The sequence below is a fragment of the Micromonospora sp. WMMB235 genome (genome assembly GCF_001855515.1).
In the GTDB taxonomy this organism is placed as follows: Bacteria; Actinomycetota; Actinomycetes; order Mycobacteriales; family Micromonosporaceae; genus Micromonospora; species Micromonospora aurantiaca.
Map to the genome: position 1 here is coordinate 6,613,627 of NZ_MDRX01000001.1, position 26,171 is coordinate 6,639,797.

The following is a 26,171-nucleotide window of genomic DNA, read 5'->3' on the forward strand; positions in this document are numbered from 1 at the left end:
CCGCTCTCCATCGGCGGAACGCGCGGTGCCGGCGGGAGGACGGTCGAAGGTGGCGGTGGCAGGACTCCCGCCGATGGCGTCTGTGACGCAGGCGGAGTGCTTCCCGTGGAGGGCGGCGTCTCGACGACCGGTGTTGCTGGCGGGGGCGGGATGACCGGCGGGGGCGGTAGCGGAGACGCGCCGACTGTCCCGGGCATCTGTGAGGGCGGCGTAACCGCCTTACCCGGCGTTTGCGGCGAGACGCCGACAGTGCCGGGTCTCTGTGGCGGGGCGCCAGCAGTGCCGGGTGTCTGCGGGGACGGTAGTGGTCTCCCAGCGGTGCCCGGCACCGGCGGAGGCGGGACCGGAGGCGTGCCAGCCACGCTCGGTGCCGGTGGTGGCGACACTGGAGGCGTACCGGCCACGCTCGGTGGTGGCGGGACCGGACGTGCGGGGGCGGACGGCGCCGAGACGGGCGCGACACGCGCTGCGGCGGCCGAGGACGCCGAGCCCGGCATCGGAGGCACCGCCGGCCTCGCGGGTACCGGCGCGCCGGCCGTGGGTGCCGTCGTCGGCGTTCCCGGCGTTCGCGGTGTTCCCGGCGTTGCCGCCAGGGCTCCGTGGGGCGGCGGGGGCACGGACGTGCCGGAGGTCGCCGGGTCCAGGGGTGCGGCAACGGGGACGCGGGGCGGTACCGGCGTCACGCCGGGAGCGACGGCCGGTCGACCGTAGGTTCCCGGCGGAAGCGGGGTGGCACCTGGAGCCGGTGGAACCGCGGTTACGCCCTGAGCCGGCGGTACCGGGGTGACACCGTGGGCCGGGGGCACCGGGCGGATGCCGGGAGTCTGCGGGGCGGCCCCGGCAGTCGGCGGTGTCGCTGGTGCGGTGGGTTCGACGGGAACTACCGGGAACCGGGAGGTGGCCTCTTCCGTGATGGGCGCGAACCGGGTCGTCGCCTCCGAGGCAGCCGGCGAGGGCGGCGCCCACGGACTCGCGGGTCCGCTCGGCCCGGCGGCGGGAGGGTGGTGCGGCGGGGCAGGCGCCACCGGGGGCGGAGGAATGATCGGCGCGGACTGAGGTGGCTGCCCGGCGTGGGGCCCATGCGGTGCCGGGCCCGGGCGGGGAGCCCACTGTGAGCCGGGTACCGGCGGATTCGCTGCGGGCGCACCCGGGGCGACGGGCCGGGGCGGTGCGGGTGCGTGCGGGTGCAGCGGTGGGACAGGCCGCAACGAGACGGTGGGTTCGGACACTCCGTGCCCGGGGTACCCGGAGGAGGCGGGACCGGGTTGGCCGGGCCGGGCCGGGCCGGGGCTCCCAGGCAACGCTGGATCGGCATGTCCGGGCACTGACGGATGGGGGTGCCCGGGACGGCCCGCATTCGGGTATCCGGGCGGGGGCGGAGCGGGGTGCGGTGCGGCATCGGCGGCGGAGCCGCCGGGGGAGGGGCCATAGCCCGCGGGAGCGGCGGCGGAGCCGCCGAGGTACTGGCGGGCTGCGCGTACCGCGGGGTGGTCCGGACCGAGCACGGCGGACCCGGCGGTCGCCACGCGGCTGTAGTTGCGGCGGGCCTCGTGCCGGTTGCCCAGCTCCTCGGACACCCCGGCGAGGTCGAAAGTGAGCGCGAGCATCAGCGGGTCGGCCTCGCCGCGGCGGCGCTCGCCGGCCGCGTAGGCCTCTTCGAGTACGCGCCGGGCGGCGGCTGGGTCGTCGGCCTCGCGGTGCAGCCGGGCCAGCAGGTGACCGGTGGCCAGGACGTCCTGGTGGTCCTCGCCGTACGCCGGGCGGGCCGCGATGATCGCGTCGGCGAGCAGGCGGCGGGCGCTTGTCAGGTCACCCGCGGCGCGTAGCGCGAGGGCCTGGTGTTGAGTGGCGATCAACGGGGAGGGGTGGGACACGTGAGCAATGCTGCCCGGAATCGCCTGTTGCGCGCTACCCACACGATCGTTGTGGCCGCTGACCTGCGCAAACGTGCCGCGCTGGAGCTGATGTGCATGATCGTTCCGGGCCGTGTACAGTAATGCCCCGTGCGGCCCGCCGGGCCGACCGATGCGGTGAGTAGCTCACATTGGTCGACCGGGTAGGCTGGTACGTGCAGGTCCGGGTGGCGGAATGGCAGACGCGCTAGCTTGAGGTGCTAGTGCCCGTATAGGGCGTGGGGGTTCAAGTCCCCCCTCGGACACTCCCGCGTAGCATCCGTGCGACGTTGGACGTTCAGGTGGTCAAGCATGCTTGACCACCTGATTTCACTCTCTGTTACCGCCGTTGGTGGCAGCCTCGTCGTTGGGCGAGGTGGGTCATGACAGACCGGCCGATCGATTCGGTGATCCCGGCGGTGGTTCCGTCAGGCGGGCTCAAGATCCGCGGCGACTCGCGTGCCGCGATGAAGCGACCGCCGCTGCCGCTGGCGCGACTAGCTCCTACTCGTGACAGCAGCACGGTGTATGGGCTGGCGACTCTTGATGTGCATGGCCGCGTCGCTGATCGGGCGGTGATGATCGCTCTCGGCTGGGCTCCTGGCCTCAGGCTGGGCATCAGGGAAAGCGGCGGCCTGATCATCGTCGGCCCTGACCCGCGCGGGGTGTTCCGGGTGACGAAAGAGGGCCATGTGCGGTTGCCCGCTGTGGTCCGCCAGTGGTGCGGGTTGACGGCTGGCGATCGGGTGCTGCTGGCGGCCGATCCGAGGGCCGGACGTCTCGTGCTGCACCCGCCGGCCTCGCTGGACGCGGTGGTCGCGCGGGTGCAGGACGAGGCGTTCGCGGGTGGTGAGTCGTGAGCGGCGTGGCGGGCAAGGCCGAGCTGGAGGCCGCTCGGTTGTTGCTGTCGCGGATGGGCATCTCTCCAGCGGATCTGGTGGCGGCGACGTCCGATCGTCCGCCGGCTCCGACGTTCGCGGAGTATGTGCCGGTGGTTGCCGCTGCGGTGAGTGCTGGGACGCGGCGGGCGTACGGGTCGTACTGGAAGCGCGTGGTCGAGCAGTGGGGTCAGCGGCGTATCGATGAGCCGACACCGTCGGAGATCGAGCGGCTGGCGGAGTACGTCAAGACGCACGTGGTGGCCCGCCGTAACGCGCGGGGTGGGCGCAGCGCGGCCGAGCATCTGATCGCGTCGTTGCGATGCCTGTACCGGCGGGCGGTCGCCGACGGGCTCCTGTCTGAGGCCGAGAACCCGGCGTTGAAGGTGGCGAAGCCACGGCGGCTGCCGAGCACCCGGCGGGCATTGGCGGACACCCGGTTGGCGGAGATCAACGAGGTAGCGGCGTCCACGGGTGACGATCCGGCGTTAGACAGTCTGCTGCTGCGGTTGCACACCGAGACGGCGTGCCGCCGAGGTGGGGCGTTGGCGTTGCGGCCGGTCGACCTGGACCCGGACCAGTGCCTGATCCTGCTGCGGGAGAAGGGTGAGACGGTGCGGTGGCAGCCGGTGTCGCCCACACTCATGCGGTACCTGCAGCGGCACGCCGAGCAGCGGCACGCGACCGAGACGGGGCCGTTGTTCCGGTACCGCAGCGGGCAGCCGATCACCTACCGGCGTTACGACCACCTGTGGGTGCGCATCGGTGAGCACCTGCAGTGGGTGCACGCGCAGCAGATCAGCACCCACTGGCTACGGCACACCACGTTGACCTGGGTGGAGCGCAACTTCGGCTACGCCATCGCCCGGGCCTATGCCGGTCATTCCGCCGGCGGGGGAGATGCCGGAACCACCGCCACCTACGTTCGCGCAACTATCCACGAGGTTGCTGCCGCGCTGGCGGCACTTACCGGTGAGCCACATCCGCTGGCGTAGTGGGGTGTTGGGGCGGGCCCTGTCCTAGGCGGACTGGGTCCGCCCCAAACGATTGGAGTGGGCCCCTCCGGTAGGCGCTCGCCGTCGTACAGCGCGGTTACGGTGACGGCTATGGGCTTTCCGCAGGTGCCGAGTCCTCGGCGGTCCGCCGAGGATGACGCTGACCAGGCCTTGCCGTTTGCCATCGGACTGGACGACGCGTCACCGGAGCGGGTCGCTGCGGTGGCCGCTGTGCTGGTCAATACTTGGCAGGCGGATTCGGGTCGGTTTGCGGCGGCGGCCGCGGTGTGCCGACGCCGGCAGGGCGAGGGGGACGAGGATGTTTGGGGGGAGACTGCGAACCTTCTGGACCGGGCCCTGCGCATAGTCCACGACGCCGGTGCCGACAACGACGATGATGCTCGGGTCCGGCTCCTCGGACAACTCTTCCCGGATCCAGGGCCCTTCCGGTGGGACACGGCGCGACGCCGCGATCCTGTGTGGTGGCTGCGCCGCCTGGCGGCACTGCGCGTCCGCGCGGTCCACCTACCAGCCGGCGCGCCTGCCGGGTTCCAGCGGCTGGTCCTTCGTCGGGGCCTGCTCGTCGTCGGTCAGGTCGACTTCCAGGTGTGCCAGGGGTGTCGGCGTGGCTACCTGCGGAAGATCAGCGTTGATGGGGCCGCCAAAGGCTATGGGATCGGCACCCGCGCCGTGCTCAAGCTCTATCGGCGGTACCCGGGCCTCACCTGGTACACGACCACTCAGTACGACACCGCTGGGACGTTTTGGCAGAAGGTCGCGCGGCGAACGGATGGGGCTTTTACCGAGAACCACGACGGCGCGTGCGAGCACATGAAGATCGACCGACGGGCCTGACCCACACGTCGGCATAGCTCAGCTGTTGCGGTGACCATAAACCTTGACCGGGTTGGCACCAAGGCAGGAGTCGTCACGCTGTCCCTCATGGGCCAACGTGACAACCGGGAGTCTGATGTCCGACGGCTCCTCGACGATTTGTGCATCAAGCTGGGCTTCTGCCTGCCACCCGAGGAGAGCCAACGGCTTCGCGAGTCCCCTCCGGTGAGGTGGACAGCTTCACTGATGGGGTCTTCGAGGCCGAGGGAATGGGCGACATGAGGTACACGGACCTCCGCCGTCAGGTACGAGGGGTCGTCGATCAGTAAATGAGGCGATGGGTAGGGACCGAGGATCAAGCAGCCGGAGGTCAGACCCGGTGAACGTTCGTGGTCACCGCACTATGCAGGGGATCCGCCGGCCCGCGGTTTTCGGCGACGGTGCGGTGGGCTGGTGCGCGATGAGGTTGTTCGGCTCCAGCCAGACCTCGTGTGAGGCTCTACGTCGCTGACCTGCTCGGACGCGGGATATCCACAGGGAAGCACCAGGTGGGGTGGACGAGGCGCGGCCGATTGTCGGAGGCTTCCCGCATGGAGTTCCCGGAAGCAGCCACCATCCTGAGTGCGCGTCTCGCCGCTGGCGGTGACAGCCTCGCCGCCGCCGGCGCCGTCCACCTGGCCATCGAAGCCTGGAAGCACTTGGGCGGGGTTGATCCCGCGTGGGACCGCCTCGGACTGGAGGTCCTGGACGTCCGCAGCCGCCTTTACGAGGACGACGTCGTCGTGGACGCGGCTGCCCCGGACGCCGACGGGCCCGAGGTGCGGGCTGCGGTGAGGGATCTCATTGAGCACCTTGCCCAGCACCACGATCGCCGTGCCGTCGCCGAGGATGGGCTGGCTCAACGGCTCGACCACGACGCGGCCGCCCAGCAACTACGCCGGGCGGCAGCGGCCCTGGCATGACGGTCGGCTTCTGGTACGAGGAGGCGCAGCGGGCGATGCGGGCGGCCACTGCGGCGGTGACCAGACGCCGTGCGGGGACCGCTGGGGAGATCAACGGTCTGGTGGGTGCCCGGTCGGACCTCTATCACCAGCTGGCCAGGGTGACGGAGCTGCTGGTCGGTGGTCGTCCGGTGGCGGAGGTGCCGGACAAGGCGGCTGCCGCGCTGGTTCTCGGGCGGCATGGGCAGAGCCTGACCCGGTTCTATGTGGGGTTGCGGGCCGCCGCAGTGGTGAACGAGCGGCTACCGCCAGCACCGGAGGTCTCCGATGGCGCGGCACGGTCGCTGCGCCGGGCCGCTGACGCGATTGGCGTCATGGGTGACATCATCGCCGGTCACGTTCCACCCGGGCGGCGTCCCGATACGCCAGAGGGGATCGCTATCCGTGCCGGGGGCGGTGTCCAGGGAGGGCTTGGTGATATTGCCCGGCTCGCCGTGGATGCCGTGCGGCTCGACGGCCGCCTTCCCGCTTGGCTGGACCGGGGTGGACCTCTGGCGCAGACGTACAGGCCGGTGGCGGAGGCAGCCAGATGGACGAGCGGCAGCCGGTTGAGCGCCGTCGCCAAGGAGCTGGTCGCGGCCGCGAAGGCTCAGCCCGACCTACGTGAGCTTGATATCGCCCGGTCGCCGCTGCATCCGGCACCGGCGGTGGACACCGTCGATGCGGCGATCGCAGCGGTCCGCGCTGCGCGAACCTGGCTGTGGCTTCACCCCGCCCAGGTCACGGGAGTGCACCTTCAGGTCGGGACGCAGCTCGGCCTGGCGGCGCACGTCCTCACGGCCGACGGATCCCTGGCGATGACCGGGGGTTGGCGGCAGGCGGCGATCGCCGCTGCCGAGCTACGCGCGGCACCGGCGGCCGGCCCGGCCCAGGACACCGTCGCCGAGATGGGCGAGGCCCTGCGGTGGGCCCGCTCGCTGCTGGGCCCTGCAGCAGCCCGGGGGCACATGCAGCATCGGGGGAGGGACGCCGCGCGGCTCGGCAGCGAGATGTTGCTGATGGCCGCCGCCCTCCACCGAGGCCTACGCACGGCGACGCAGCGGCGGAATCTGTTCGTTCGAGGGGATGCCATCCTCGAGCGTCCCGCCGGTTCGCTGGTCTACCGAGCCGCTCCCCATTGGCGGCCCGCAACAGCCGACGATGACCTTGTGCGCGACCTCAGCCGGGCGTTGTGGCAGATTGTCGGGTCCGGCGCCGAGGGTGATCCGGCGAGCATGGTCGCTCATGTGCTTGCCCAACCGCCTCGCCCGCGAGCGGTGAGCCCAGCAGCCGCAGAGAGCCGCAGTCCGAAGCCGGATGTGCTGCCGGACGACCGGGCGCGCCCGGGTCCCAGGCAGGGAGAGGGTAGGCAACCAAACCCGGCTGGCGCCGAAACCTTGGCTGCGGTGTCGGGCAGGGAGGCGGTTGAAGATGGCGGAGTGCCGTTGTCGGGCGAGATTCTGATCGACTAGTTCGGCGGCGGCGAACCGGTACACGTCGTACCCGTGAAGCCGCGGTTCCCGGTCTTCGGCGACCGGTTCGCCGTAGCGATGAGGCTCGGCACGGCCGTCAGGGCGTACGTAGTGCTGGACGCCATCGCGCTCGATGACGGTGCGGATACCTGGGGAAGTAGCAGCAGGAAGTACATGCGCTGTCGCGACAGGGGCGGTTTACCTGGGGCATGGTGGGCTCGCGTGTACGGGTCGCAATGCAGGTAGACCTCAGGGATCACGGGTCTTCGACAGCCTCCCGCAGGCTGACGAATTCGTCATCGTGCAGCTTCGGTTCGTTGGCGGCCATGTGCACGACGTCGTTGCCCAGGTGCTCGCCCCTGACGAGCCGAAGCGGCGACGCCGCCGCGACGGGCGCTGACGGCTGAGTCGAAGTGACCCTGAAGGCTGACAAGACGAACATTTGTTGTAGCCGATCTTCGCCCGTTCCGGGTGGCCCCTCACCGACGATGGGCGAGGGGACAGGGATGATGAGCTTTCACAGCCCGCGCAGGCGGTGAGTCCGGCCCGGCGCCGGGCTGCGGCGGATCTCGCGTTGCGCCGGCCGGTCGCGCCGATGCTCGCCGCGCCGGTCGATGTGGTACCCGAAAGTCCCGACCTGCTTCATGAACCCAAGTGGGACGGGTGGAGGTGCATCGCCTTCCGCGAGACCGACGGGGTGTACCTGCAGTCGCGGGCTGGCCGGAACCTCACCACCTACTTCCCGGACATCACCCGGGCGATCCGGACGCTCCCGCATGGGGTGGTGCTGGACGGTGAGCTGATCGTGTGGGAGCGCGGCCGGACGAACTTCGCGCAGTTGCAGCGGCGCGTCACCGCCGGCCGCGGCCTGCTGCGCCTGGTCCACGACTGCCCCGCCCACTACGTGCTGTTCGACCTTCTCGCGGACGCCGGCGGGCAGGTGGTTCTGAATTTGCCGCTGTCGGAGCGGCGAGTCCGGCTGGAGCGGCTGCTCGCTGACGCGCCGGCGCAGCTCGCCGTGACGCCGCAGACGACCGACATGCGGCTGGTGGCGGACTGGCTGCTGACCTGGACCGTCGCGGCCGGGATCGAGGGCGTGGTTAGCAAGCGGCTGGCCGGGCGGTACGAGCCTGGCCGGCGCGGCTGGTGGAAGTTCCGGACCCGGATCGTGACCGAGGCGATCGTCGGCGGAGTGACGGGCAGCATCCGCAACCCCGACACCCTGTTGCTCGGCCGGTTCGATCGGAGGGGACGGCTGCGGTACACGGGGCGGACACACCCGCTGACGGGCCTCCAGCGGACGGAGCTCGCCGGGCTGCTGTCTCCGCTACGGCCTCGGCAACACTACAGTGCCGCCGTGGTGCACCCGTGGCCGGAGCCGTTACCCGCGTCCTGGTCCGGACAGCTGGACCGGCCGGAGCCGCTGCGGTACGTGCAGGTGGAACCCAGCGCGGTGGCGGAGATCGACGCCGACGTGGCGTTCGAACACGGACGATGGCGGCACCGGGTGAGGTACGCGCGCTTCCGGCCGGACATGTCGGTGTACGACGTACCGCTGCTGCTCGGCGAGGAGGAGGGCTACTTCGGCGACCTGGGGTGAGTGTCCGTGGGTCTGCTGATGAGCGGCGGGTGCTGCCGGATCCGCTGCAGCACGCCTCAAACAGTCACCTGAGCCCGAGCCGCTTGCATCCGCTTCTGGCCGATGAGAGCGCGCTCCAAGGCCGCAATGAACGGTGAGTGCCCGGGTGGCCGAGGACTCGGGCGGCTGCTGGTGCGCTTCGTAGCGTCCGACCGTCAGCTGAAGAACCATTCTTGTCAGTCCCTCCCGCTACTGTCGATAGCCGGGGTGAGCAGGACGAATTGAGCTACCACGGTAGGCGTTCCCCGTGGATTCGCTAGCGGACGGCCCACAGCCCGGGCACTCACTGTTGATACGTCGGGTAGGTGGCACGTGGAGGAGATCAGGCGATGCCGGCGTTGGTGACGCAGTTCGACGAAGCGCTGAGGAACATCGAGCCGACGGAGGCCGACAAGACGAACGCGCCGTTGGCTCATGCAGAGGTGAGTGATGCGCTCGCCGACGATTCGGTGATCGCAGGTTGGGGTTTCGAGCGGCTGCTCATCGGTAGCTACAAGCGGCACGTCAGCATCCGGCGGATCAAGGACGTCGACGTATTCGGCCGGCTAACCGAGGTGGGGAGTGACGTCTTGCCGAGCACGCTCCTGGGCGAGTTCGAGCGTGTACTGAGGAAGGCGTTCCCGCCAGTTGACGGCAAGACGCGGGTACACCGGCAGGCGCGCAGCCTCCAGGTGAGCTTTCCGGAGTACGACGGGCTGTACGTGGACGCGGTCCCGGCGCGGCCATGGACTTCGCCTACTGGCGTCGAGGCGTGGCAGCTGCCGAAGCGCGAGGACGGTGACGATCCGCAGGGCTGGCAGGCGACGAACCCTCATGAGCTGACCCGCCTGACCAGTGAGTTGAACAACGCGGACAACTTCGACGGCTTCTACGTGCCAACTATCAAGCTGCTGCGGCAGACGCGCCGAAGTCTGGTGGGTAAGCGCAAGCCCGGTGGGCTCACCGTCGAGATTGCCGCCCTGCACGCTTTCCGCACCGGCCTGGTTGAGGGGCCGACGCAGGCCGACTACTACGCCAGCGCACTACGGGAGACCGGGAACGTCCTGCACGACGCGTTCGTACTCGACTTCGGGCTCGATGATCCGACGATCCCCGGCGAGAAGGTGGCCGTCCGGGCAGAGGACGAGGACAAGCGCGACCTCGCCAATGCCTTTCTGGACGCCGCCGATCGGGCCGAGGAAGCTTTGGCCAGCGATAATCGGTGCGCTGCCGCGAAGGCGTTTCGTGATCTGCTCGGTAAGGCCGTCGATGACCAAGGGGACAACGACTACGTGTTCCCGATGCCCGCGGACTGCAACGCTGACGGCACCGCCAAGCGGTTCGCGTCAGTGACCGCTGGAGACCGTGCCGTTCCAGCAGGTAACCGCCGGTTCGGATGACCACCGTCGAAGGAAGCGACGCGGCCGAAGCGCTGCGTATCGGCAGGGCCGTCGCCCGCGACGCGCTCCTGGACGTTCTGGCCCAGGCCGGCTTCCGGCGTGTTGCCGGCCCAGAGGATCGCTGGCGCGGTGCCCTGACGTTCCAGCCAGCCAATCGAGACAACGGGTCGGTGCGAACGACGCTGGTCGAGGTCGTCCTTGAGGAAGACTTCCCCTTCACTGCACCGAAGGTCTTGCCGCTGAGCCGTGGCTGGGCCGAGCAGGTAACCGGGCGAACGTTCACCGACAGCTATTACGAGGCCAGCAACGGCTGGCACCGCGACCTCGACCGTGCGATGTGCCTGTTCATCCAGGCAGATCACACTCGGATCCCCTGGGCCGACGGCGAGCAGTTGCTGGACCAGGCCCGTGCCTGGCTGGCCCAGGACGCGGCAGGGTGGGGCGACGACGTACCCGCGCTGGACCTCGACCGGTACCTGCACCCCTCGGCAGAGCGAGCCCTCATCCTGTACGGCAATCTGGCCGGACACGAGGGCAAAGTGCTCCAGCTGCGCCGGAAACGCCACGGCGTTCTTCGCGTCGGCCCAGTAGCGGCGCCTCGCCGGCAGGGCCGCGCCAGCGGCCACCGAATCTGGCCGTCCGACACAGTGCTGATACTGAACGCTAAGGAATTGGACGGCCCGATCCGAGACTGGGATGATCTCTGCGCCGCCGTTGACGCTGACGGTGCCCGTACTCTGGCCCGCGCCTACGACGACGGCCTGCGGAAGGTAATGCTGATCTACCGCCACCGCACGGCGCGAGGAGTACTGGGACTCGCGCTCGCCGCCGACAAGGACGACAAGGTGACCGTGAAATCCTTGAAGACGGCTCCCGACGACCTCACCACGCGCACCATCCGCGCTCATCCCCGAACGGAGGAGCTCGCCAGCAAACGAGTCGCGGTCGTCGGCGTCGGCGCTATCGGGTCGGTGGTCGCTGACCTGCTACATCGCAGCGGCGTCGGGGAACTGGTGCTGATCGACGGTGACCTCCTTCTGCCGGGCAACACCACACGCCACCTGCTCGACGGCGATGCAGTCGGGTTGCCGAAGGCGCGTGCAGTCGCGGAAGCCCTGTGCAAGACACGCCCCCGGTTCGGTGCCGTGCAGTGGCAAGACGAGCGGCTGCGATCCGTTGCCGACGCTCTCACCCTGCTCGCCGGTCACGATGTTGTCGTCGATGCCACGGCCGACTCCACCGCCACCGCAATGCTCACTGCGGCGGCGCGAGCTGGCGCCGGGCACCTGCTGTCCGTGTGCGTCCTCGCTGACGGCTACGCCATCCGAGTCGACCGCGCTCCCGTCCGTGACGGCGAGCAGCCGCTGCCACTCCCGCAACTGCCGCCACCCCACAGTAACGTCTACGAAACCGGGTGCGGCAGCCCCATCAGCCAGACACCACCGGCGGCGGTGTGGGAGGCCGCCGCCCTTGCCGTCCGCCACACCACCGGCCTGCTGCTAAATCCCGGCGCCGCCGCGCCTGGCGAACAACGTGCCCTCGCCGAAGGGCAAGATCAGTGACTGCATACCAGGGCCCGGGCGATCTCCTCATTACCCGGCAAACCCTCGACGCGATGATCGCCGACGGAATGGCGGCGCTTCCGCACGAAACTGGCGGCATCCTGCTCGGCTTCCGCACACCAAACCTCATTGTGGTCACCCGCACGGTCACGGTCGCGGATCCGCAGAGCAGCCGACGCAGCTACCTGCGGCGCCACCGCCAAGCACAAGCCCGAATGGCCATCGGGCGCGGCGATGCCCCGCCTGTGGTGGGATACGTCGGCGAATGGCACACCCATCCCGCTGACATTGGCCCAAGCCGGACCGACCTGCGCGCCCTCGCAGCCATCGCCCGCCTCGCCCAGGGGCCCGTAGCACTCGTCGTCCTCGCCGACCCAGCCCAGAGGCTCTCGCATCTCCACGGCCGCGTTGCAATCCGCCAAGACATTTGGCCCGTGGTCGCCATCAACCCCGTCCAGATCGAGAAGGCTGAGGTGGCGATCACCGAGGACGCGGCAGCCAGCCTGGAAGCCGAAGCCACGGCCCTCACGACAAGGGAGTCTTCTTGAGCGCCAAATCCGACGACAACCGGCCATTTAACCTGCGCACCGCCTTCGCCGCGAAGTCGAAGCGACTACGGGCCGTCATGGAGGCCGCACCGGAGCTCGTCGGTCACATGCCGACCATCGGCGACGGCAGCGAAGCCGAATGGATCACGATGCTTCGCGACTTTCTACCGAGGCGATACGCCGTCGACAAGGCCTTCGTCGTCGACAGCTGCGGCCACCAAAGCCTCCAACTCGACGTCGTCGTATACGACCGGCACTTCACCCCATTGTTCTGGGAGATGGGCGATGCTCTCTTCCTGCCCGCAGAGAGCGTCTACGCCGTCTTCGAAGCCAAGCAGGAACTCAACCTCGAATATCTGCGCGAGGCCGGAGAAAAGGCGGCCAGCGTCCGCCAGCTGCATCGCACAACCGCGCCCATCGTGCACGCAGGCGGCACCGTCAATAATCCGAAGCCACCGCCGCGAATCCTCAGTGGCCTGCTGGCCTGCCGGAGCCGCTGGAATCCACCCTTCGGCCCCGCACTGCGCAAAGGCTTGGACAATCTCACCGAGGACGAGCGCATCGACCTCGGCTGCGGTCTCGAACATGGCGCGTTCGAGCTACCCGAACACACCAGCGCGGATCCCGGCCTCGTCACCGCGGACGCCGAGGTCGGTCTAGCCTTCTTCGCGATGCGGCTCCTTGCCCGGCTCCAACAGATGGGCACGGTCTCAGCTATGAACATCGACGCTTACACTTCCGTGCTCGCGCAGCGGTCTCGTGAACTGCCAACAGAGGTTCCGGCACAACAATAGCGCTGTGACTCGGCCTGCGATCTTTAGCGCCCGGTCAGCGCGAACGCAATCATCGTCGCTGCACGGCCGGTTGAGGCTCAACTGGCAGGCCACCCTATCAGCGTAATCGGTAGCTCCAGCGACCCCGTAGGTACCCGAACGGAGCCGGTTTGTTTCGTGCGGGTCTCGAACGTGGCCTGGGACGGCGTCATGATCAGGCGAACGAGTTTGCCGAGTTGGCGACCGACCATGATGTTGGGCGACTCCAGTCATATCTCCTTCGATATTCAAAGGAGTGCCAGCTATCGAAGCCCGGCTGCGCGCGCTCTCTCCAGGAACGCAACGTGAGAATGCAGGTTACGCTCTGGGATACGCCACAAGCGTGCCACTCTCGGTAAACCGGATAGCATCGCGGCGGACTCTTCGCCGATGTTAGAGAGAAACGATTCGTAGGGTCGACGAAACCTACCCACTAGCATCTCGTATGTCTCGGAATCTACCTTCTCCCACATACTTAACATTGCAACTGCTGTAAGTACGGCTGCAGCAGGTCCGGATAGCGCTGCGGCGACCGTGGCAGCTGCCGCGCCCGCAACTGGGACGCGTAGCCGAGCGACAAGTCCTTGAGACTCACGCGCGACTGCCTTCGCAATCTGCCCACGCATACGACTCTCTCGTTTTGACCCAATATCGGCGAGATGTTCCTCCAGCTCTCGTCGCCGCCGCCGGAAAGGGCCAGCTTCAGCCCGAAGCGAAGCCAGCTCTTCCCAGAAATTATCTAATGAATTGATCCTGCCGAGGAGTGCAGATAGGAAAACTGGCAACTCGAGGGTGGACGACTCCTCTTCTCGGCGTTTCCGTACCGCCTCTTGGATTACCGAAACGGAGCGGATCTTCTCCTCCGCTACCACCATTCTTTTATGTTCAAGCGCTCTAAATGGTGCACGAAATGCTGAGGCTGAATATGGAACCTCAAGCATGGCGGCAATCTGCGAATTGATTAGGCTGCGATGATTTGCTTCACTGACCACGGCGCGGAGAAATCCAGATTCGTCTTCGCATTCACCTGTAGACCAATCCGAATCGCCTCCACTGATACGAGTCCAGTCCAGAAAGACGTCCGCGGTTGGCGACAGTCCCGAATAGACAGTACGGTGTAGGCAGTCACCAATCAAATCGTCATGATCGATCCGTCGGCCCAGGAGAGTACTCCACACGCGAGCGGCTTGCGCTAGCTCCTCACGCCCAAGCGGGCTAGCGTTTTCGCGCAGCGCTTCCATCCTTTTGAGCACGCTGGACACGATGTTGGCCAGCGCATATCCGACTGGTTTTACCTCAAGTTCACCACTGGTTCTCGCAACGCCACGGTCGAGTGGAACAAAAACCCTTTCGCCGAGCTGTTCATTCCACTTCTCCGAAGAAGATCCTGCGAAGTGCATTACGTGATCATAAAGAACTACCGAGCGGACCAGTGTTCCAAGATCGAATAGAGCGGCGGGCGACGGCATGTCTGCCATGTCGACAACGCGCTGACATGAGTACAGCATCGTAGTGTCCGTGAAGACGGCAACTCCATCCTTCCGGTCTTTAACAGACTTAACCCAGTCGCGCATTGCAGCGGATCCATTTCGCCAGGAGAAGGGGCCATCGGGATCTACCGACTCCGCCAGTGAAGAAATCCCAAACTCCGCCACAGAACGGGCTACGGAATCGCGAGGCGGGAGCCACGCCCGATTACGTGATGCCGTCACCCCCATCAATGCCAACCTGAAGGCTGCAGCGCTATCGCCTACACTCATACTTCTAAGGTTACACGGCTGCAGCAATCTCGCTCATTTCGCCAATTCGAATGATACACTCTCGACAAAGGCCCGAGTCGATCACCACTGTGTCCGAATCTGGCGATCGTCGTAGGCATTCTGTGGCATATGCCGGAACGCACACTCTCATGGCCGCTGACCGAGCGGTCCGGTAGCCAGGCGTCATGGGCAGCCGCCGGCTTCAAGAGAGCGTGCCAGAGGCCTCATGTTGGGCTGGCGAATACAGCAGGTAACGAATACCGCGCACCGCCAGGCGCTCGGCGGGAAATGTCCGTGTACGACATGCCGCTGCTGCTCGGCGAGGAGGAGAGCTACTTCGGTGAGGCGTGAGGGTAAACAGTTGTCGGTCCCGTGTGCCACGATCGGCTGCTGCGAGCAGACCACGACGTTCCTGGGGCTGGCGAGGCTGGACGCAGGCCGCGGCTGCCGTCGCCGGCTGCGAGGCGCTCCAAGCAAATGGGGGCCTATTGCCTTGAGTTGTCTGATTCCTGCTCAGAGCCAGGTCGGTGGCGTGGTGTCTTGCTGTCGCCCCCTCGGGCGGTTTCCTCAACCCGTAGAAGGTTGTCGATGATCACGGCGATGCCGTCTTGGGCGGCGGGTGAGAGCTTGGTGATGGATCGTGCCATCACGCGGACGCGCCGGCTGTGTTCTTCAGGCTCTTCTTGATCGCCGAGTAGGTAGCCGGCGGGTACGTCGAAGAACTGGGCGAGCGCGCGGAGCGTGGATGCTTTGGGGTTGATTCGAGGTGCGCGCAGCAGGTTGCGGATGCCTTCGGCGGTGATGCGGTGGCCGGCTTTGGTGAGTTCCCGGGCAACTTCGGCCTCTGTGTAGGGTGGCCGGCCTTCGGTGTTGGCCTCGAAGAGGGTTCGGAGCCTCGTTTGGATCAGGTGTGAGGCTGCGGCCTCGGCCTGGTCGGCTGGTGTGTCCTTCATGGAGTCCCCCAACTCCAACCACAGTTGGCCACAACAAAAACTGCGGTTGACGCTCTTCTGTGACCTGTGCTTAGCTCTCAGTATCGCTCGCAACTGCGGTTCGGTTAAACCCGAACTGGAGTTGCCTGGAGCGTAGCGGATCGGGTCGCCGTACGCGAGATGGCATCCCGGCCGCGAGCGGCGACGCAGGAGGGGACACGTCGTCGCTGTAGGGCCTGCTTCGTCTGGTCAGCGTCCAGGCCGTGACAGTAACGGGGGACCGGCCGCGTCGATGTCGACGTCGGTCTGTGCTGTACGGCAAGCCTTACGGGGAGGCGGACGTGCAAGGTCCATCGGACGAGCAGCCCGAACAGCTCGCCGCCCGTGCGCCTTCGGGCGGGCGCGGCGGTGGGCAGGGGGAGCTGGCGGGCAGGGAGAGGGCCCTCCCGCCGGCTCCCACCCCCGAACAGATCGCGGCCCGGGCCTTGGCCTCGGTGCCTTCGGGGCCGCGCCTTGTCGGTGAGGCGGTGGTGCGGGAGATCCCGCGAGAGTTCGGCGCGGGAACCCGGGTGGAGACGCTGTGGTGGCGGGCGGCGTCGCTGCGTGCGGGCTGTCCACTGGTGTGTGTGTCCTCGGCGGACGGCGGCGTCGGGCGGTCCGCGCTGACCGTCGGGCTCGGCGGGCTGCTGGCTCTTGCTGTTCCCGATCCGGTGGTAGCGGTCGATGCGACCTTGCGGGCGTGGGGTGGCCTGGAGCATCGGGTGGCCCGGCGCAGCTCGTCGACGGTGTGGGACGCGGTGGCCGCGGATGCCGGCTTGGCGGAAGGCGGGGCTGCGGAGCGGTTGACGCAGGTAGGGCCGACGGGGCTACGGGTGCTGGTTGGGGAGAGCAAGTTGACCGCGCAGCGGCGCCCACCGACGTGGCCGGAGATGTTCGGCGTGATCGGCCATCTGCGGTCGGTGTACCGGTTGGCGCTGTTGGATCTGCCGACGGCGGACAGTACATCGACGTGGCGGACGCTGGGCTGGTCGACGGTGCCGGTGCTGGTGTCGAGGGCGACGGTGGACGGGGTGCAGCACACGCTGCGGCTGCTGGCCCACATGCGCGGTGCGGGCCTGGCGCATGTGCCGGACCGGGCGGTGGTGGTGGTTATGGCGACCTCGCCGTCCGTGGCGCGTGAGGTGCGGGCGGTGGAGCAGTTGGCGCGGCAGGCTGCTGCGGAGCTGGTGCGGGTGCCGTATGACCCGGGGCTTGCGCGGGCGGATCCGCTTGACCCGCGGGCGCTGAGTAAGGCCACTCGGTCGGCGTTGACCGAGGTTGCCGCGGCGGTGATCGACCGGTGTCCGGTCGAGCCAGCGGCTGTCCTTGGTCCGGGATCGTCGGCCTCTAACGGGGAGGACTAATCGTGTTGCATCAGCTTGCGGCGGCCCTGACGGTGCGCGCCCCGGCGGTGGCGGCGCTGTTGGCGCCGACGCCGACGCCCGAGCCGTCGGGTGATGGTTTCGACTTCAGCCGGATCAGCCCGGACCCGTCGGCTGTGCCGCGGTCGGACCTGTTCTACAAGCTGGCCAACGCCGCGCTGTTCCTCGGTGTGATCTCGGCGGTGGCGGGGCTGGCGGCGGGGGCGATCGCGTTCGGCATCGGCCCGATCTTCGGCGCGCACATCATCAGTGATCGCGGGAAGTCGATGATGTGGAAAGCCGGCCTGGTGGCGATCGTCGTCGGGTCAGCCACGTCGATTATCGCGTTCCTGCTTACCGAGATTTAGCAGGTGGCGGTCATGAGCAGAGCGGAGTTCAAGTCGACTACCGGCCGCCGGATGCCGATGGTGGCTGCAGTGCTGGTCGTGGTGGCGCTCGCCGGTGTGGCGGTGTTCGCCGCCGGGCGTGCGAGTACGCCGGAGCGGCAGGTGATCGCGCGGTATGTCGAGCGGGTGCAGGCCGGGGTGCCGGTGGGTTTCCCGGGCACGCCTCGCGGCGGCGGAGACGCGGCGGCGGCGTACACGCAGGCGCTAGCCTCTGCCGGTACGCGGTCTGCGACGAGCAGGCAGGCGATGGTGGACCTGATCGCCGCCGAGGGAGCCGGATCGGCGGTGCACCCCCTCGTGGGGCCGGCGGCGCACGGAGAGACGATCTCGCAGACGGTCGTGGCGCGGGTCTGGGTGCCTGACGCGGACCTCGACGCGGTGGTGCCCGAGGACCGCGAGGTGTCGGTGCGGATGCTCGTCTGCACCTTGAGCGGCGCCACGACGAGCAGCCCTGCGGATCCGAATGCCGGATTGGCGGGCGGCTGGTACGTGCAGTCGGCGACGGTGCGGTGGTCGCAGGCTCGGTGGCGGCTGGTGACAGCGGAGCGTCCGGTGCCGGTGCCGCCGCCGGATCAGCGCGGTGCGCGCCGCGACGGCGGACCGCGGGACATGCAGCCCCTCGTCGACGTGCTCAGCTCGCGGTCGTGGGCGCCGGGGACGGTGTGACGGATGGCCGTGGTGCCCGCGATGCTCCGGCTGCTGCTGACGGTGGTGTCGCTGACGACGGTCGGGCTGACTGCTGCGGGACGGGCTGCGGCGGCACCGACGCCGGTCCCGTCGCCGTCGGCTTTGGCCTGCCCCGCACCTCCAGTCGATGGCCGGCCTGGTGTCGGTGCGGAGCCGCTGGCACAGCCGCAGGTGAATTGGTGCCAGCCATGGGTGCGGTGGCGGGCGGGCGATGGTTGGACGACGGTGTGCAGCGCGGCGGCCAGCGCCGCGGATCAGGAACGCTGCGACGCGATGGCGCTGACCGTGCAGTCACCGCCGCCGGACGGCACGCCATCGGTGCTCGATGAGCGCCTGCCTGCCGCTGGTGAGCAGCCGGTGCGCTGCGAGCGTCTGGACGAGAAGGCAACGCAGGACCAGGCGAACGCCGAGCGGTGGAAGGCGAAAGCGGACCGCTGCCGCGCGCTACGCCCGGTGCTGGTGGCGTCGTCGTCACTCAAGCCGTCGTCGGAATGTGGCCTGGTGGACGTGTCCTGCAAGGTGGGAGCGCAGGTCAAGGAGGCGGCGCGCACTGGCTTCGAAGGCCTGGCCGACATTGCCGTCGCAGGGTTCGCGTGGGCGCTGGGCAAGTTGGCCGAGGTGGTGTTCACGCAGTCCTCCACCGTTGCCGACGAGCCGTTCTACGGCGTCTACAACGACATCAGCGGGGTGCTGATCGTCGTGGTGCTGGTGGTCTTTGTGCTCTCGACGGCGATCAACGGACTGCGGCTGAGTGGACCTGGGCCGCTGTCGAGCCTGGGCGGGCTGGTCCGGGCGATGTTCGGCATCGCGTTCGCCGGCGGTATCGCGTACCTGCTGATGGCGGCCTGGGACGAGGCGACGGTGGCGTTGATCGCCCGCAACCAGCAGCGGGACTGGCAGCCGAGCATGTGGGTCGACGCGCTCAACACGCTCACCGCCGACACCGGCACGATCCTGCTGGCCTTCGTCGTCGCGATCGTTGGCGTGATCGGGCTGGTGCTGGTGTTCGTGATGCTGCTGTTCCGGTCGTTGCTGGCCGCCGGGGCGGCGCTGTTCGGGGCGATGGCGATGACCGGTCAGGTCATGGCCGAGACCCGCGCGTGGGGCCGGAAGTGGTTCTGGACCTGCAACGCGCTGGCCAGCAGCAAGTTCTTCATCGCCGCGCTCTGGATCTACGGCACCCGCACCACCTACGAGAGCGACAACGTGGTCAACGTGCTGCGGGGCTTGTTCATCATCGTGCTGATGGTCCTCGCGCCGTGGATCCTGCTGCGGCTGACGAGCATGTGGGACGGCTACCTCGCCGACGTCGACGCCCGCGGGTTTCTGACCTCGGCGGCCACGGCGGTGGGGATGGACGCCGCGTCGCGGCGCTTGGCCGAGCCGTTGAGCGGCGGCGGTGGCGGCATGGACGCGACGTCGCTGATGCAGGGCAACTCCGAGGCCATCCCCACTAACCCCGGCGGGCCAGTCGGCGCGCTCGCCGGGCTACCCGACACGGTCGAGGCCCTGCACGGCCGGGGGGACAGTGACCAGTTCGGCGAGCCCGCCGGGCAGGCGGGCGGCGAGCAGGGCGGGGGCGAGAACACCGACGAGGCCGCCGGGGTGGAGCGCGACTCCCGCACAGCGCAGGGCGATGTGGCCCACGGCCAGCTCACGCTGCCCGGCGACGCCACCGGCGAGCAGGGTGCGCTGCCGGTGACCCCGCAGGGGGCGCGCGAACAGGCAACCGCGTTCACCGGAACGGATGCCCCGGTCGCAGGCGGCCCACCGTCTGGTGGCAACGGCGCGCCGGGTCTTGGCGGCAGCCCTGAGCTGCCGGTTGACGAGGCCGGTAGCGGAGGCGCGACACCGACGAGCAGCAGCCCGGCTGCCGGCCAGGCGGGCGGGGCGGCGGGCGGGCAGGGCGGTGCCGCCGCTGCCGGCGCAGCCGCCGAGATTCCGATCGTGCCCGTGTAGGCGAGCAGAGGAGTAGGGCGTGACTCAGTTCCACTTTCCTCCGCGGTCCACCCGTGGGTCGATCCTGGGCTTCTCCTGGGGGCAGATCGGCACGGCGGTGGCTGGGGTGATCTGCCTGGTCATCGCCGCGAACATGCTGGCGGTCGGCCGGCAGGGCGCCGCCGGTGGTCTGCTGCTGGCGGCGGTGCTGCTGCTCACGATCGGGCTGTTGCGGATTCGGGGTCGCCGAGTCACCGAGTGGACGCCGATCGTCGCGGGGGCTTTGGCGCAGCGGGTAGCCCGGCAGGACCGCTACCGCGGCGCGGTGTGGGCGGCGAATCCAGGCACGAAGCATCTGCACCTGCCCGGCCCGGCGGCCGGCTACCAGTGGCTACCGGCGGTGGCTGCGGACGGGCTGACCGAGGTGGGGTTGCTGCACCACCGGCGGGAGGGCAGCGTGACCGCGACGCTGACGTGCGCGGGCAGCAACCTCGTCCTGGCGGACACGTCGGTGCAGCATCAGCGGCTCACCGCGTGGGCGGACGTGGCGAACCTGCTCGGCACCGAGTACGCCGACAGCGGCCTTGCGCGGTGGTCGCTGACGGCGCGAGCGGTGCCGGACGTCAGCAACCGGGCACAGCGGTACCTCGCGAAGCAGGCGGTCGACACCGGCGCGGCGGCGTACCGGTCGCTGGCCGAGCTCACTGCGGCGGCAGGGCCTGGCACGCAGCGCCACGACGTGTTCCTGACCGTGGTGTTCGACGTGCGGAAGCTGTCCGGAGAGGTCGCCGACGCGGGCGGCACGGACGCGGCTATCGCCACGGTGGTGCTGGACAAGCTGACCGGTGTTCGGGCGGCGGTGCGGGAGGCCGGCATCGAGACTGGGGGCTGGTTGACGCCCCGGCAGTACGCGGCGGTGCTGCGTGGCCAGTTCGACCCGGAGGACAGCGACCTCGAGGTGGCGCCGCACGCGGCGGGGCCGGTAGCGGCGGAGACGGTGGGCTGGTCGTCGTACCGGCACGACTCCGGTTTCTCGCAGACGCTGTGGGTGTACGAGATGCCCCGCCAGCCGGTCCCGATGACGTGGATGACGCCGCTTTTCACCCGCACCGTCGGCCGGCGCACGGTGACGGTGGTCGCCGAGCCGGTGCCGGCGCAGCTGGCGCAACTGGCGACCCGGCGGGACAAGGTCGCCCGCGCCGGTGACGAGGTGACCAAGCGGCGGATGCGGCTGGTCCGCACCGCCCGGGAGGACGAGGAAGCCCGCGCGGTCGAGCAGATCGACCGGGAGCAAGCCGCCGGGCACGTCCGCTACCGGTACGCCGTGCTGGTCACCGTGACGGCCGACAGCCCGGAGCAGCTGCGCTACGACGTGCGCGCCGTCAGGCGGGTTCTGGGACGGTGCGGCTGCCAGGCGGTGGTGCTCTACGGCGAGCAGGACCAAGCATTCGTGGCCGGGGCGCTGCCCCTAGCGCGCGGCCTCAAGCCGATGCGGGGGTGGTTCGCATGACCCGCATACGCAGGAACACGACACCCCGGGTACGCCGGGAAGGATCGTGGTCACAGCGCCTTGCTGATTCCGCCGCCCGGCGCGACCTCGCGGCGGCGCAGGCGGACCTCGCACGGGAGCAGCGGGCACTGCGGCGGCTGACCGAGCAGCTTCTCGGCCCGCCCTCGGTAGACGGCCGGGGGGCCTTTGGACGGGCCGCGGGACGGGTGTTCTGGCGGCTGCGGCTTCCGCCGCTGGTCACCACCAGCGCGCAACTGTGCAGCGTCTACCCGTTCGTCGCCGACCCGGGTCTGGGTGTGGACGGGCCACTGATCGGACAGGAGGTGTACTCCCGCGCCGGGTTCGTGTTCTCTGTGCACGAGCTGTACCGGGCGGGCGTGCTCAGCGCCCCCAACATGGTGGTCACCGGCGAGATCGGGTCGGCGAAGTCGTCGCTGCTCAAGACCATCGCGTTCCGCGGAATCCCGTTCGGGGTGCGGTTCTACATCGTCGACGTCAAGGGCGAGTACGACAACCTCGCCGACGCAGCCGGCATCCAGCCGGTGCGGGTCGGCCCCGGCTCCGGGGTGGTGATGAACCCTCTGACGGGCATCCGCCGACTGCCCGATCAGGGTGAGGCGGAGTGGTTGCAGATCCAGCGGGCACGCAGACTGCTGCTGCTGGAAGGGCTGCTGGAGATCCAGCTCGGCGGGCCGCTGAGCGAGGCGGAACGATCCCTGGTCGAATACGCCCTCGACGCGGTCACCCGCGCCGACGACGGCACCAGCCCGGACCGGATGGCCACCCCAACCCTGTCCCGGGTCCTGACTGCCATGGGCGACCCGTCCCGGTGGGCGCACCGGCTGGCCGGGGTGCACTACGACGTCGACCAGTTCACTGCCGACAGCCGCCGTGTCCGCCTGGCACTGGAACGGCTGATCACAGGCGCGCTCGGCGGGATCTTCGACGCCCCGGCCGCGTCGACCCTGACGATCGACTTCGACCAGCCGGGCGCGATCCTGGACCTACGGGCAGTCCGCGCATCAGACCAGATGACGGCCATGGCGATGACCTGCGCGCAGTCGTGGCTAGAGGCCGAGCTGACTCGCCCGAACGCCCCAGCCCGCGTCTGCCTGTACGACGAGTTCGCGCTGGTCAGCCGCCACCTCGGGCTGATGAGGCGCATGCGCGAGCAACTAAAGCTCGCCCGAGCGCTCGGCACGGCGAACATCCTTGCCTTCCACCGTTTCACGGACTTGTCGGCCAGCGGCAGCGCCGACTCCGAGCAGGTCCGCATCGCCCGAGGGCTGATCGAGGACACCGGCGTGCGGGTGTCCTACCGACAAGCCCCGGGCTCACTGGAGGCGGCACGCGAGTTCCTGGGCACCACGGACGTGGAGACCAACCTCCTGCTGCACCTGCGCCGCGGTGTCGGGCTGTGGAAGGTCGGGCTGCGCTCCTACGTCGTCAAGCACCAGCTTTCCTCGATTGAACGGCGCATGGTCGACACCGACAGCCGGATGCGGCAAGCCCCCGATGCCGAGCCGGAGAGGGTGCCGTCGCCGGGGGAGCAGGATGCCGTGGTGGGGCAGGTGCGGTGATGGCCGGCTCACTCATGTCTCCGGGACACCGGCTGCCCCGCCGGGGGGCGGCCCGCGCCGACATCCTGGCCCGACTGGCGCTTGCGGGCATCGCGGCGCTGCTGGTGCTGTCGGGCACCGTCACGCTGTGGCTCGCCGGGCAGGCCGGCGGGCTGCTCACCCACGCGGCCTGGCCGGACAGCTCACCCGCCGACGCCCCAGGCATCGCCCTACGGTTCATCACCAACCCGGGCGACCCGGTCCAGGCGTGGCCGCCCGCTGCCCGAGACACGCTGCCGCCAGCGCCCCTGCTGTACGGGCTGTGGGTCGTCCTGCTCAGCGCCACTGTCGTCGGCATCGGCGCGGTGACGATGCGGGCGGCGCGGCGGTGGGTACGCCGGCGTGGCTTCGCCGGCCGTAAGGACCTCGACCGCGTGGTGACGGCCGAGGCGGTGCTGCGCCGCGTCGACGTGCTGCGGCCGGGCCTGACCATCCGCGACGCCGACCGGCCCGAGACCGTGGCGGTGAAGCAGCGGCGCCGTGCGGACCCGCTGGAGGTGGCCCGGCTGCTCGGCCACCATGCGCTGACGGGTGAGCCGCTGTACCTGGCCAACGAGTACACCGAACTGCTCGCCGGGGCGGCCCGGTTCGCCAACAAGACGAGCCGCTACATCATCCCGAGGGTCGCCGACGCCCGCGGCGCGGTCATCTCCACCTCCACTCGGCTAGATGTCGCGTCGGTCACCTACGACCTGCGCGCCGAGGTCGGCCCGACGTGGATCTTCGAGCCGCAGGGCCAGGTGCCGGGAGTGCCGCGACTGCGCTGGTCACCGATCGACGGGGCGGAGGACCCGGACATCGCGGCGCTGCGCGCCAAGGGCTTCGCCGCCGGCGCCGGCCTCAAGGGCAACGTCGACAACGGCCAATACTTTCAGGACCAGGCGGCGTCGATAATCCGCGGGCTGCTGCACGCCGCCGCCCTAGACGAGCGGGCCACGATGACCGACGTGGCGAGCTGGGCTGCCAACCCCGCCGACCCGCGCGCCGAGCGGATCCTGCGCCACCACGGGCAGACGGTGTGGGCCGACCGGCTCGCTTTCCACCGAGAGACCACGGGCCGAAGCCGCGATGCCATCCAGTCGGTGGTGTTCGGCGCGCTCGACGCGTTCAGCAACCCCCGCATCCTGCACGCATGCTCACCGCCGCGCGGGCAGCAGTTCCACCCCGAGCAGTGGCTCGACGAGTCCGGCACCCTCTACCTGGTCGGCACCCGCAGCGGGCAGGCGCTGATCGCGCCGCTGTTCGCCGCCATCGCCGAGGACATCATCTACCGCACCCTGCAACGGTCGTTCCTCGCGCCGGGCGGGCGGGTCGAGCCCTGCCTGTACCTGATCGGTGACGAGATCACCAACATCGCGCCGCTACCGTCGCTGCCCGCGCTGGCATCCGAGGGCGGCGGCGCCGGCATCGCCCTGTCGATCGCCTGCCAGAACACCCACCAACTGGAAGAACGGTGGGGCCGCGACGGCGGCCAAGCGCTACGCGACGGCGCGAACGCCCGCTTCGTGATGGGCGGCACCCAGGACGTCAACGCGCTCAAGGACGCCCAGTCGCTGCTCGGGCAGGTGCAGGAGTTGTCCTCGGCGGCGTCCTGGGGTGGCGGTCGGGCCAGCGTCCAGGAGAACACCCGCCGGGAGTACCTGGTCGACCTGGCGGAGCTGCGCACACTGCCGACTGGGCATGCCCTGGTGCTGCTGGGCAACATGCCACCGGTCGAGGTGGTGCAACCGGCCTGGTGGGAGCGCACGGACGCCGACCGGTTCCAGCGGGCGCAGGCCGCTTTCAGCGCCCGACTGCGGGAGGCACGCTGATGCCGGATCGCACCTTCCTGTTCGACATCCCAGAGCAGGCGTCACCGCAGGAGCGCGCGACCGCCGAGCTGGCCGGGCTGATCGACACGCTGCGCGGCGCGGTGGAACAGCTCGCCGAGGCGCACGTCGCGCTGTCGGACCGCGTCGACGCTCTCGACAGCCCGACCGGGTTCGTGCCGGCACGGCACTGCTGGCGGGACCTTCACCGCGACGACGCCCGCGAGCTGTGGGCGTGGCTGATCGCCTGGACCCGGTGGCTGTCCGACCGGTACGGGCTGGCGCAGGACCTCGGCGCATGCTGGCCGGCGCATCCGGCCCTGGTGGAGGAGCTGACCGCCCTAGCCGTGTCATGGCACCACGCCTACTCGGCCAAGGCGGACCCTGACGCGCCACTGCGGTGGCACGAGGCGCTGCACCGCGCACGCACCCGCTGGCAGCAGTGGGACACCACCCGATGCCGACACGGCCAGCACACCCCCCGCAGCCCGGACGCCGTCTGGTCGCAGCCGTGGCCCGATACCGCCGACCAGGCGGTCAGCGAGGACATCCGCGCACGGCCGACGCCCGCGGCGGCGACCCAGGAGGTAGGGGGCAGCAAATGACACATCCAGCCGAGATCACCAGCGTCTGGGACTGGCAGCGATTCGAGGCCGCCCTTACCGGGCTGCGCGTCGGGGTCGACACCCTCGACGACTTCATCGCCGGCATCCACGACGCACGCGACACCTGGCAAGACGACGAAGAGAGGCAGCAGTGGACAGACATCGACGAGCAGACACGACGGGACACGGAGCTGGACTGGGCCAGCGACGGGCACCTCGACGGCGACTACACCCGCGACGTCGACGAATGACGACAAGCACCTCATTCGACGCTCCGCTCGCCGCGATCACCAACAGCCTCACCCAACTGCGCGACGACGTCGGCTCCCTCGTTGACGCGGCCAGCCGGCATCCCACCGCGCAGCGGCGCGCCGCGCTGGTGGACGTCCACCACCAGTTGCGCTTGCTCGGGCAGCGCGTCAACGCCGCGCTCGGCTCCCCGCCAGCCCAGGACCCGCCGCCCCACGAGCCCCCGGAGCAGGCATGACCCGCACTCGCAGCCGAGGCACACTCC

At 69.4% G+C, this 26,171-nt stretch carries 23 protein-coding genes, 1 tRNA gene and 1 pseudogene; 21 read left to right on the forward strand and 4 right to left on the reverse strand.

The window, feature by feature from the left end; all coding sequences use genetic code 11:
* Positions 1 to 1,700 precede the first annotated feature (1,700 nt).
* Positions 1,701 to 1,916, reverse strand: a pseudogene (locus BFV98_RS33120) (hypothetical protein); the annotation flags it as partial.
* Positions 1,917 to 2,074: 158 nt separating this feature from the next.
* Between BFV98_RS33120 and BFV98_RS29565 the strand changes: the two are divergent.
* The 6 genes from BFV98_RS29565 (at position 2,075) to BFV98_RS29590 (ending at position 7,051) form a co-directional block, all read left to right on the forward strand.
* Positions 2,075 to 2,158 (forward strand) — tRNA-Leu (locus BFV98_RS29565).
* A gap of 117 nt (positions 2,159 to 2,275) precedes the next feature.
* The gene (locus BFV98_RS32820) at positions 2,276 to 2,752 is read left to right on the forward strand and encodes a hypothetical protein (RefSeq protein WP_225319821.1); all 477 of its coding nucleotides are present in this window, start codon (positions 2,276 to 2,278) and stop codon (positions 2,750 to 2,752) included.
* On the forward strand, positions 2,749 to 3,765 hold the full coding sequence (locus tag BFV98_RS29575; protein WP_047893966.1) for a site-specific integrase: 1,017 nt from the start codon (positions 2,749 to 2,751) through the stop codon (positions 3,763 to 3,765). Before BFV98_RS32820 ends, BFV98_RS29575 begins: the two co-directional genes overlap by 4 nt.
* A 111-nt stretch (positions 3,766 to 3,876) precedes the next feature.
* A complete protein-coding gene (locus BFV98_RS29580) occupies positions 3,877 to 4,620 on the forward strand; it encodes a hypothetical protein (protein WP_053065514.1) in 744 nt (247 codons plus the stop codon).
* A 569-nt stretch (positions 4,621 to 5,189) separates the two neighbouring features.
* Positions 5,190 to 5,561 (forward strand): hypothetical protein, encoded by a 372-nt coding sequence (locus BFV98_RS29585; RefSeq protein WP_135241044.1) that lies wholly within the window; start codon positions 5,190 to 5,192, stop codon positions 5,559 to 5,561.
* A complete protein-coding gene (locus BFV98_RS29590; protein ID WP_047893964.1) occupies positions 5,558 to 7,051 on the forward strand; it encodes a hypothetical protein in 1,494 nt (497 codons plus the stop codon). The genes BFV98_RS29585 and BFV98_RS29590 overlap by 4 nt, the downstream gene beginning before the upstream one ends.
* Before the next feature lie 256 nt (positions 7,052 to 7,307).
* On the opposite strand, the gene BFV98_RS29595 is transcribed toward BFV98_RS29590, so the two are convergent.
* On the reverse strand, positions 7,308 to 7,493 hold the full coding sequence (locus BFV98_RS29595; RefSeq protein ID WP_047893963.1) for a hypothetical protein: 186 nt from the start codon (positions 7,491 to 7,493) through the stop codon (positions 7,308 to 7,310).
* 153 nt (positions 7,494 to 7,646) lie between these two features.
* On the opposite strand from BFV98_RS29595, the gene BFV98_RS29600 reads away from it, so the two are divergent.
* From BFV98_RS29600 to BFV98_RS29620, 5 genes are all read left to right on the forward strand, one after another.
* The gene (locus BFV98_RS29600; protein ID WP_071099043.1) at positions 7,647 to 8,651 is read left to right on the forward strand and encodes an ATP-dependent DNA ligase; all 1,005 of its coding nucleotides are present in this window, start codon (positions 7,647 to 7,649) and stop codon (positions 8,649 to 8,651) included.
* A 368-nt stretch (positions 8,652 to 9,019) separates the two neighbouring features.
* Complete coding sequence (locus BFV98_RS29605; protein WP_047893958.1) at positions 9,020 to 10,069, forward strand: nucleotidyltransferase; 1,050 nt, start codon at positions 9,020 to 9,022, stop codon at positions 10,067 to 10,069.
* Complete coding sequence (locus BFV98_RS29610; protein ID WP_047893957.1) at positions 10,066 to 11,631, forward strand: ThiF family adenylyltransferase; 1,566 nt, start codon at positions 10,066 to 10,068, stop codon at positions 11,629 to 11,631. The genes BFV98_RS29605 and BFV98_RS29610 overlap by 4 nt, the downstream gene beginning before the upstream one ends.
* On the forward strand, positions 11,628 to 12,179 hold the full coding sequence (locus BFV98_RS29615) for a Mov34/MPN/PAD-1 family protein (RefSeq protein ID WP_071098535.1): 552 nt from the start codon (positions 11,628 to 11,630) through the stop codon (positions 12,177 to 12,179). The genes BFV98_RS29610 and BFV98_RS29615 overlap by 4 nt, the downstream gene beginning before the upstream one ends.
* Positions 12,176 to 12,973, forward strand: a complete 798-nt coding sequence (locus BFV98_RS29620; protein ID WP_143025364.1) for a DUF6602 domain-containing protein — start codon at positions 12,176 to 12,178, stop codon at positions 12,971 to 12,973. The genes BFV98_RS29615 and BFV98_RS29620 overlap by 4 nt, the downstream gene beginning before the upstream one ends.
* 281 nt (positions 12,974 to 13,254) lie before the next feature.
* Here the strand turns inward: BFV98_RS29620 and BFV98_RS32065 are convergent, their stop codons facing one another.
* A complete protein-coding gene (locus BFV98_RS32065; RefSeq protein WP_143025365.1) occupies positions 13,255 to 14,751 on the reverse strand; it encodes a hypothetical protein in 1,497 nt (498 codons plus the stop codon).
* A 485-nt stretch (positions 14,752 to 15,236) separates the two neighbouring features.
* A complete protein-coding gene (locus tag BFV98_RS31660) occupies positions 15,237 to 15,704 on the reverse strand; it encodes a hypothetical protein (RefSeq protein ID WP_082171458.1) in 468 nt (155 codons plus the stop codon).
* Positions 15,705 to 15,991: 287 nt separating this feature from the next.
* Between BFV98_RS31660 and BFV98_RS29625 the strand changes: the two genes are divergently transcribed.
* The 10 genes from BFV98_RS29625 to BFV98_RS29670 are packed head-to-tail and all read left to right on the forward strand — an operon-like array spanning position 15,992 to position 26,144.
* Entirely contained in the window at positions 15,992 to 17,086 is a 1,095-nt protein-coding gene (locus BFV98_RS29625) for a hypothetical protein (RefSeq protein ID WP_071098539.1), read from the forward strand.
* A 2-nt stretch (positions 17,087 to 17,088) separates the two neighbouring features.
* Positions 17,089 to 17,451, forward strand: a complete 363-nt coding sequence (locus tag BFV98_RS29630) for a hypothetical protein (RefSeq protein WP_225319861.1) — start codon at positions 17,089 to 17,091, stop codon at positions 17,449 to 17,451.
* Positions 17,452 to 17,463: 12 nt separating this feature from the next.
* Entirely contained in the window at positions 17,464 to 18,156 is a 693-nt protein-coding gene (locus BFV98_RS29635) for a hypothetical protein (RefSeq protein ID WP_143025366.1), read from the forward strand.
* Between the two features lie 3 nt (positions 18,157 to 18,159).
* Complete coding sequence (locus tag BFV98_RS29640) at positions 18,160 to 20,136, forward strand: hypothetical protein (RefSeq protein ID WP_143025367.1); 1,977 nt, start codon at positions 18,160 to 18,162, stop codon at positions 20,134 to 20,136.
* A 19-nt stretch (positions 20,137 to 20,155) separates the two neighbouring features.
* Entirely contained in the window at positions 20,156 to 21,625 is a 1,470-nt protein-coding gene (locus tag BFV98_RS29645; RefSeq protein ID WP_047894041.1) for an SCO6880 family protein, read from the forward strand.
* Positions 21,622 to 23,205, forward strand: coding sequence for a hypothetical protein (locus tag BFV98_RS29650; protein ID WP_225319871.1), 1,584 nt, complete (start codon positions 21,622 to 21,624; stop codon positions 23,203 to 23,205). Before BFV98_RS29645 ends, BFV98_RS29650 begins: the two co-directional genes overlap by 4 nt.
* Positions 23,205 to 25,055, forward strand: a complete 1,851-nt coding sequence (locus BFV98_RS29655; RefSeq protein ID WP_225319872.1) for a type IV secretory system conjugative DNA transfer family protein — start codon at positions 23,205 to 23,207, stop codon at positions 25,053 to 25,055. Before BFV98_RS29650 ends, BFV98_RS29655 begins: the two co-directional genes overlap by 1 nt.
* A complete protein-coding gene (locus BFV98_RS29660; protein ID WP_053065516.1) occupies positions 25,055 to 25,657 on the forward strand; it encodes a hypothetical protein in 603 nt (200 codons plus the stop codon). The genes BFV98_RS29655 and BFV98_RS29660 overlap by 1 nt, the downstream gene beginning before the upstream one ends.
* Positions 25,654 to 25,908 carry a hypothetical protein gene (locus BFV98_RS29665; protein ID WP_030500395.1) on the forward strand — a complete coding sequence of 85 codons (255 nt, stop codon included), beginning with the start codon at positions 25,654 to 25,656 and terminating at the stop codon, positions 25,906 to 25,908. Before BFV98_RS29660 ends, BFV98_RS29665 begins: the two co-directional genes overlap by 4 nt.
* Complete coding sequence (locus tag BFV98_RS29670; RefSeq protein ID WP_047894043.1) at positions 25,905 to 26,144, forward strand: hypothetical protein; 240 nt, start codon at positions 25,905 to 25,907, stop codon at positions 26,142 to 26,144. The genes BFV98_RS29665 and BFV98_RS29670 overlap by 4 nt, the downstream gene beginning before the upstream one ends.
* Positions 26,145 to 26,171 lie beyond the last annotated feature (27 nt).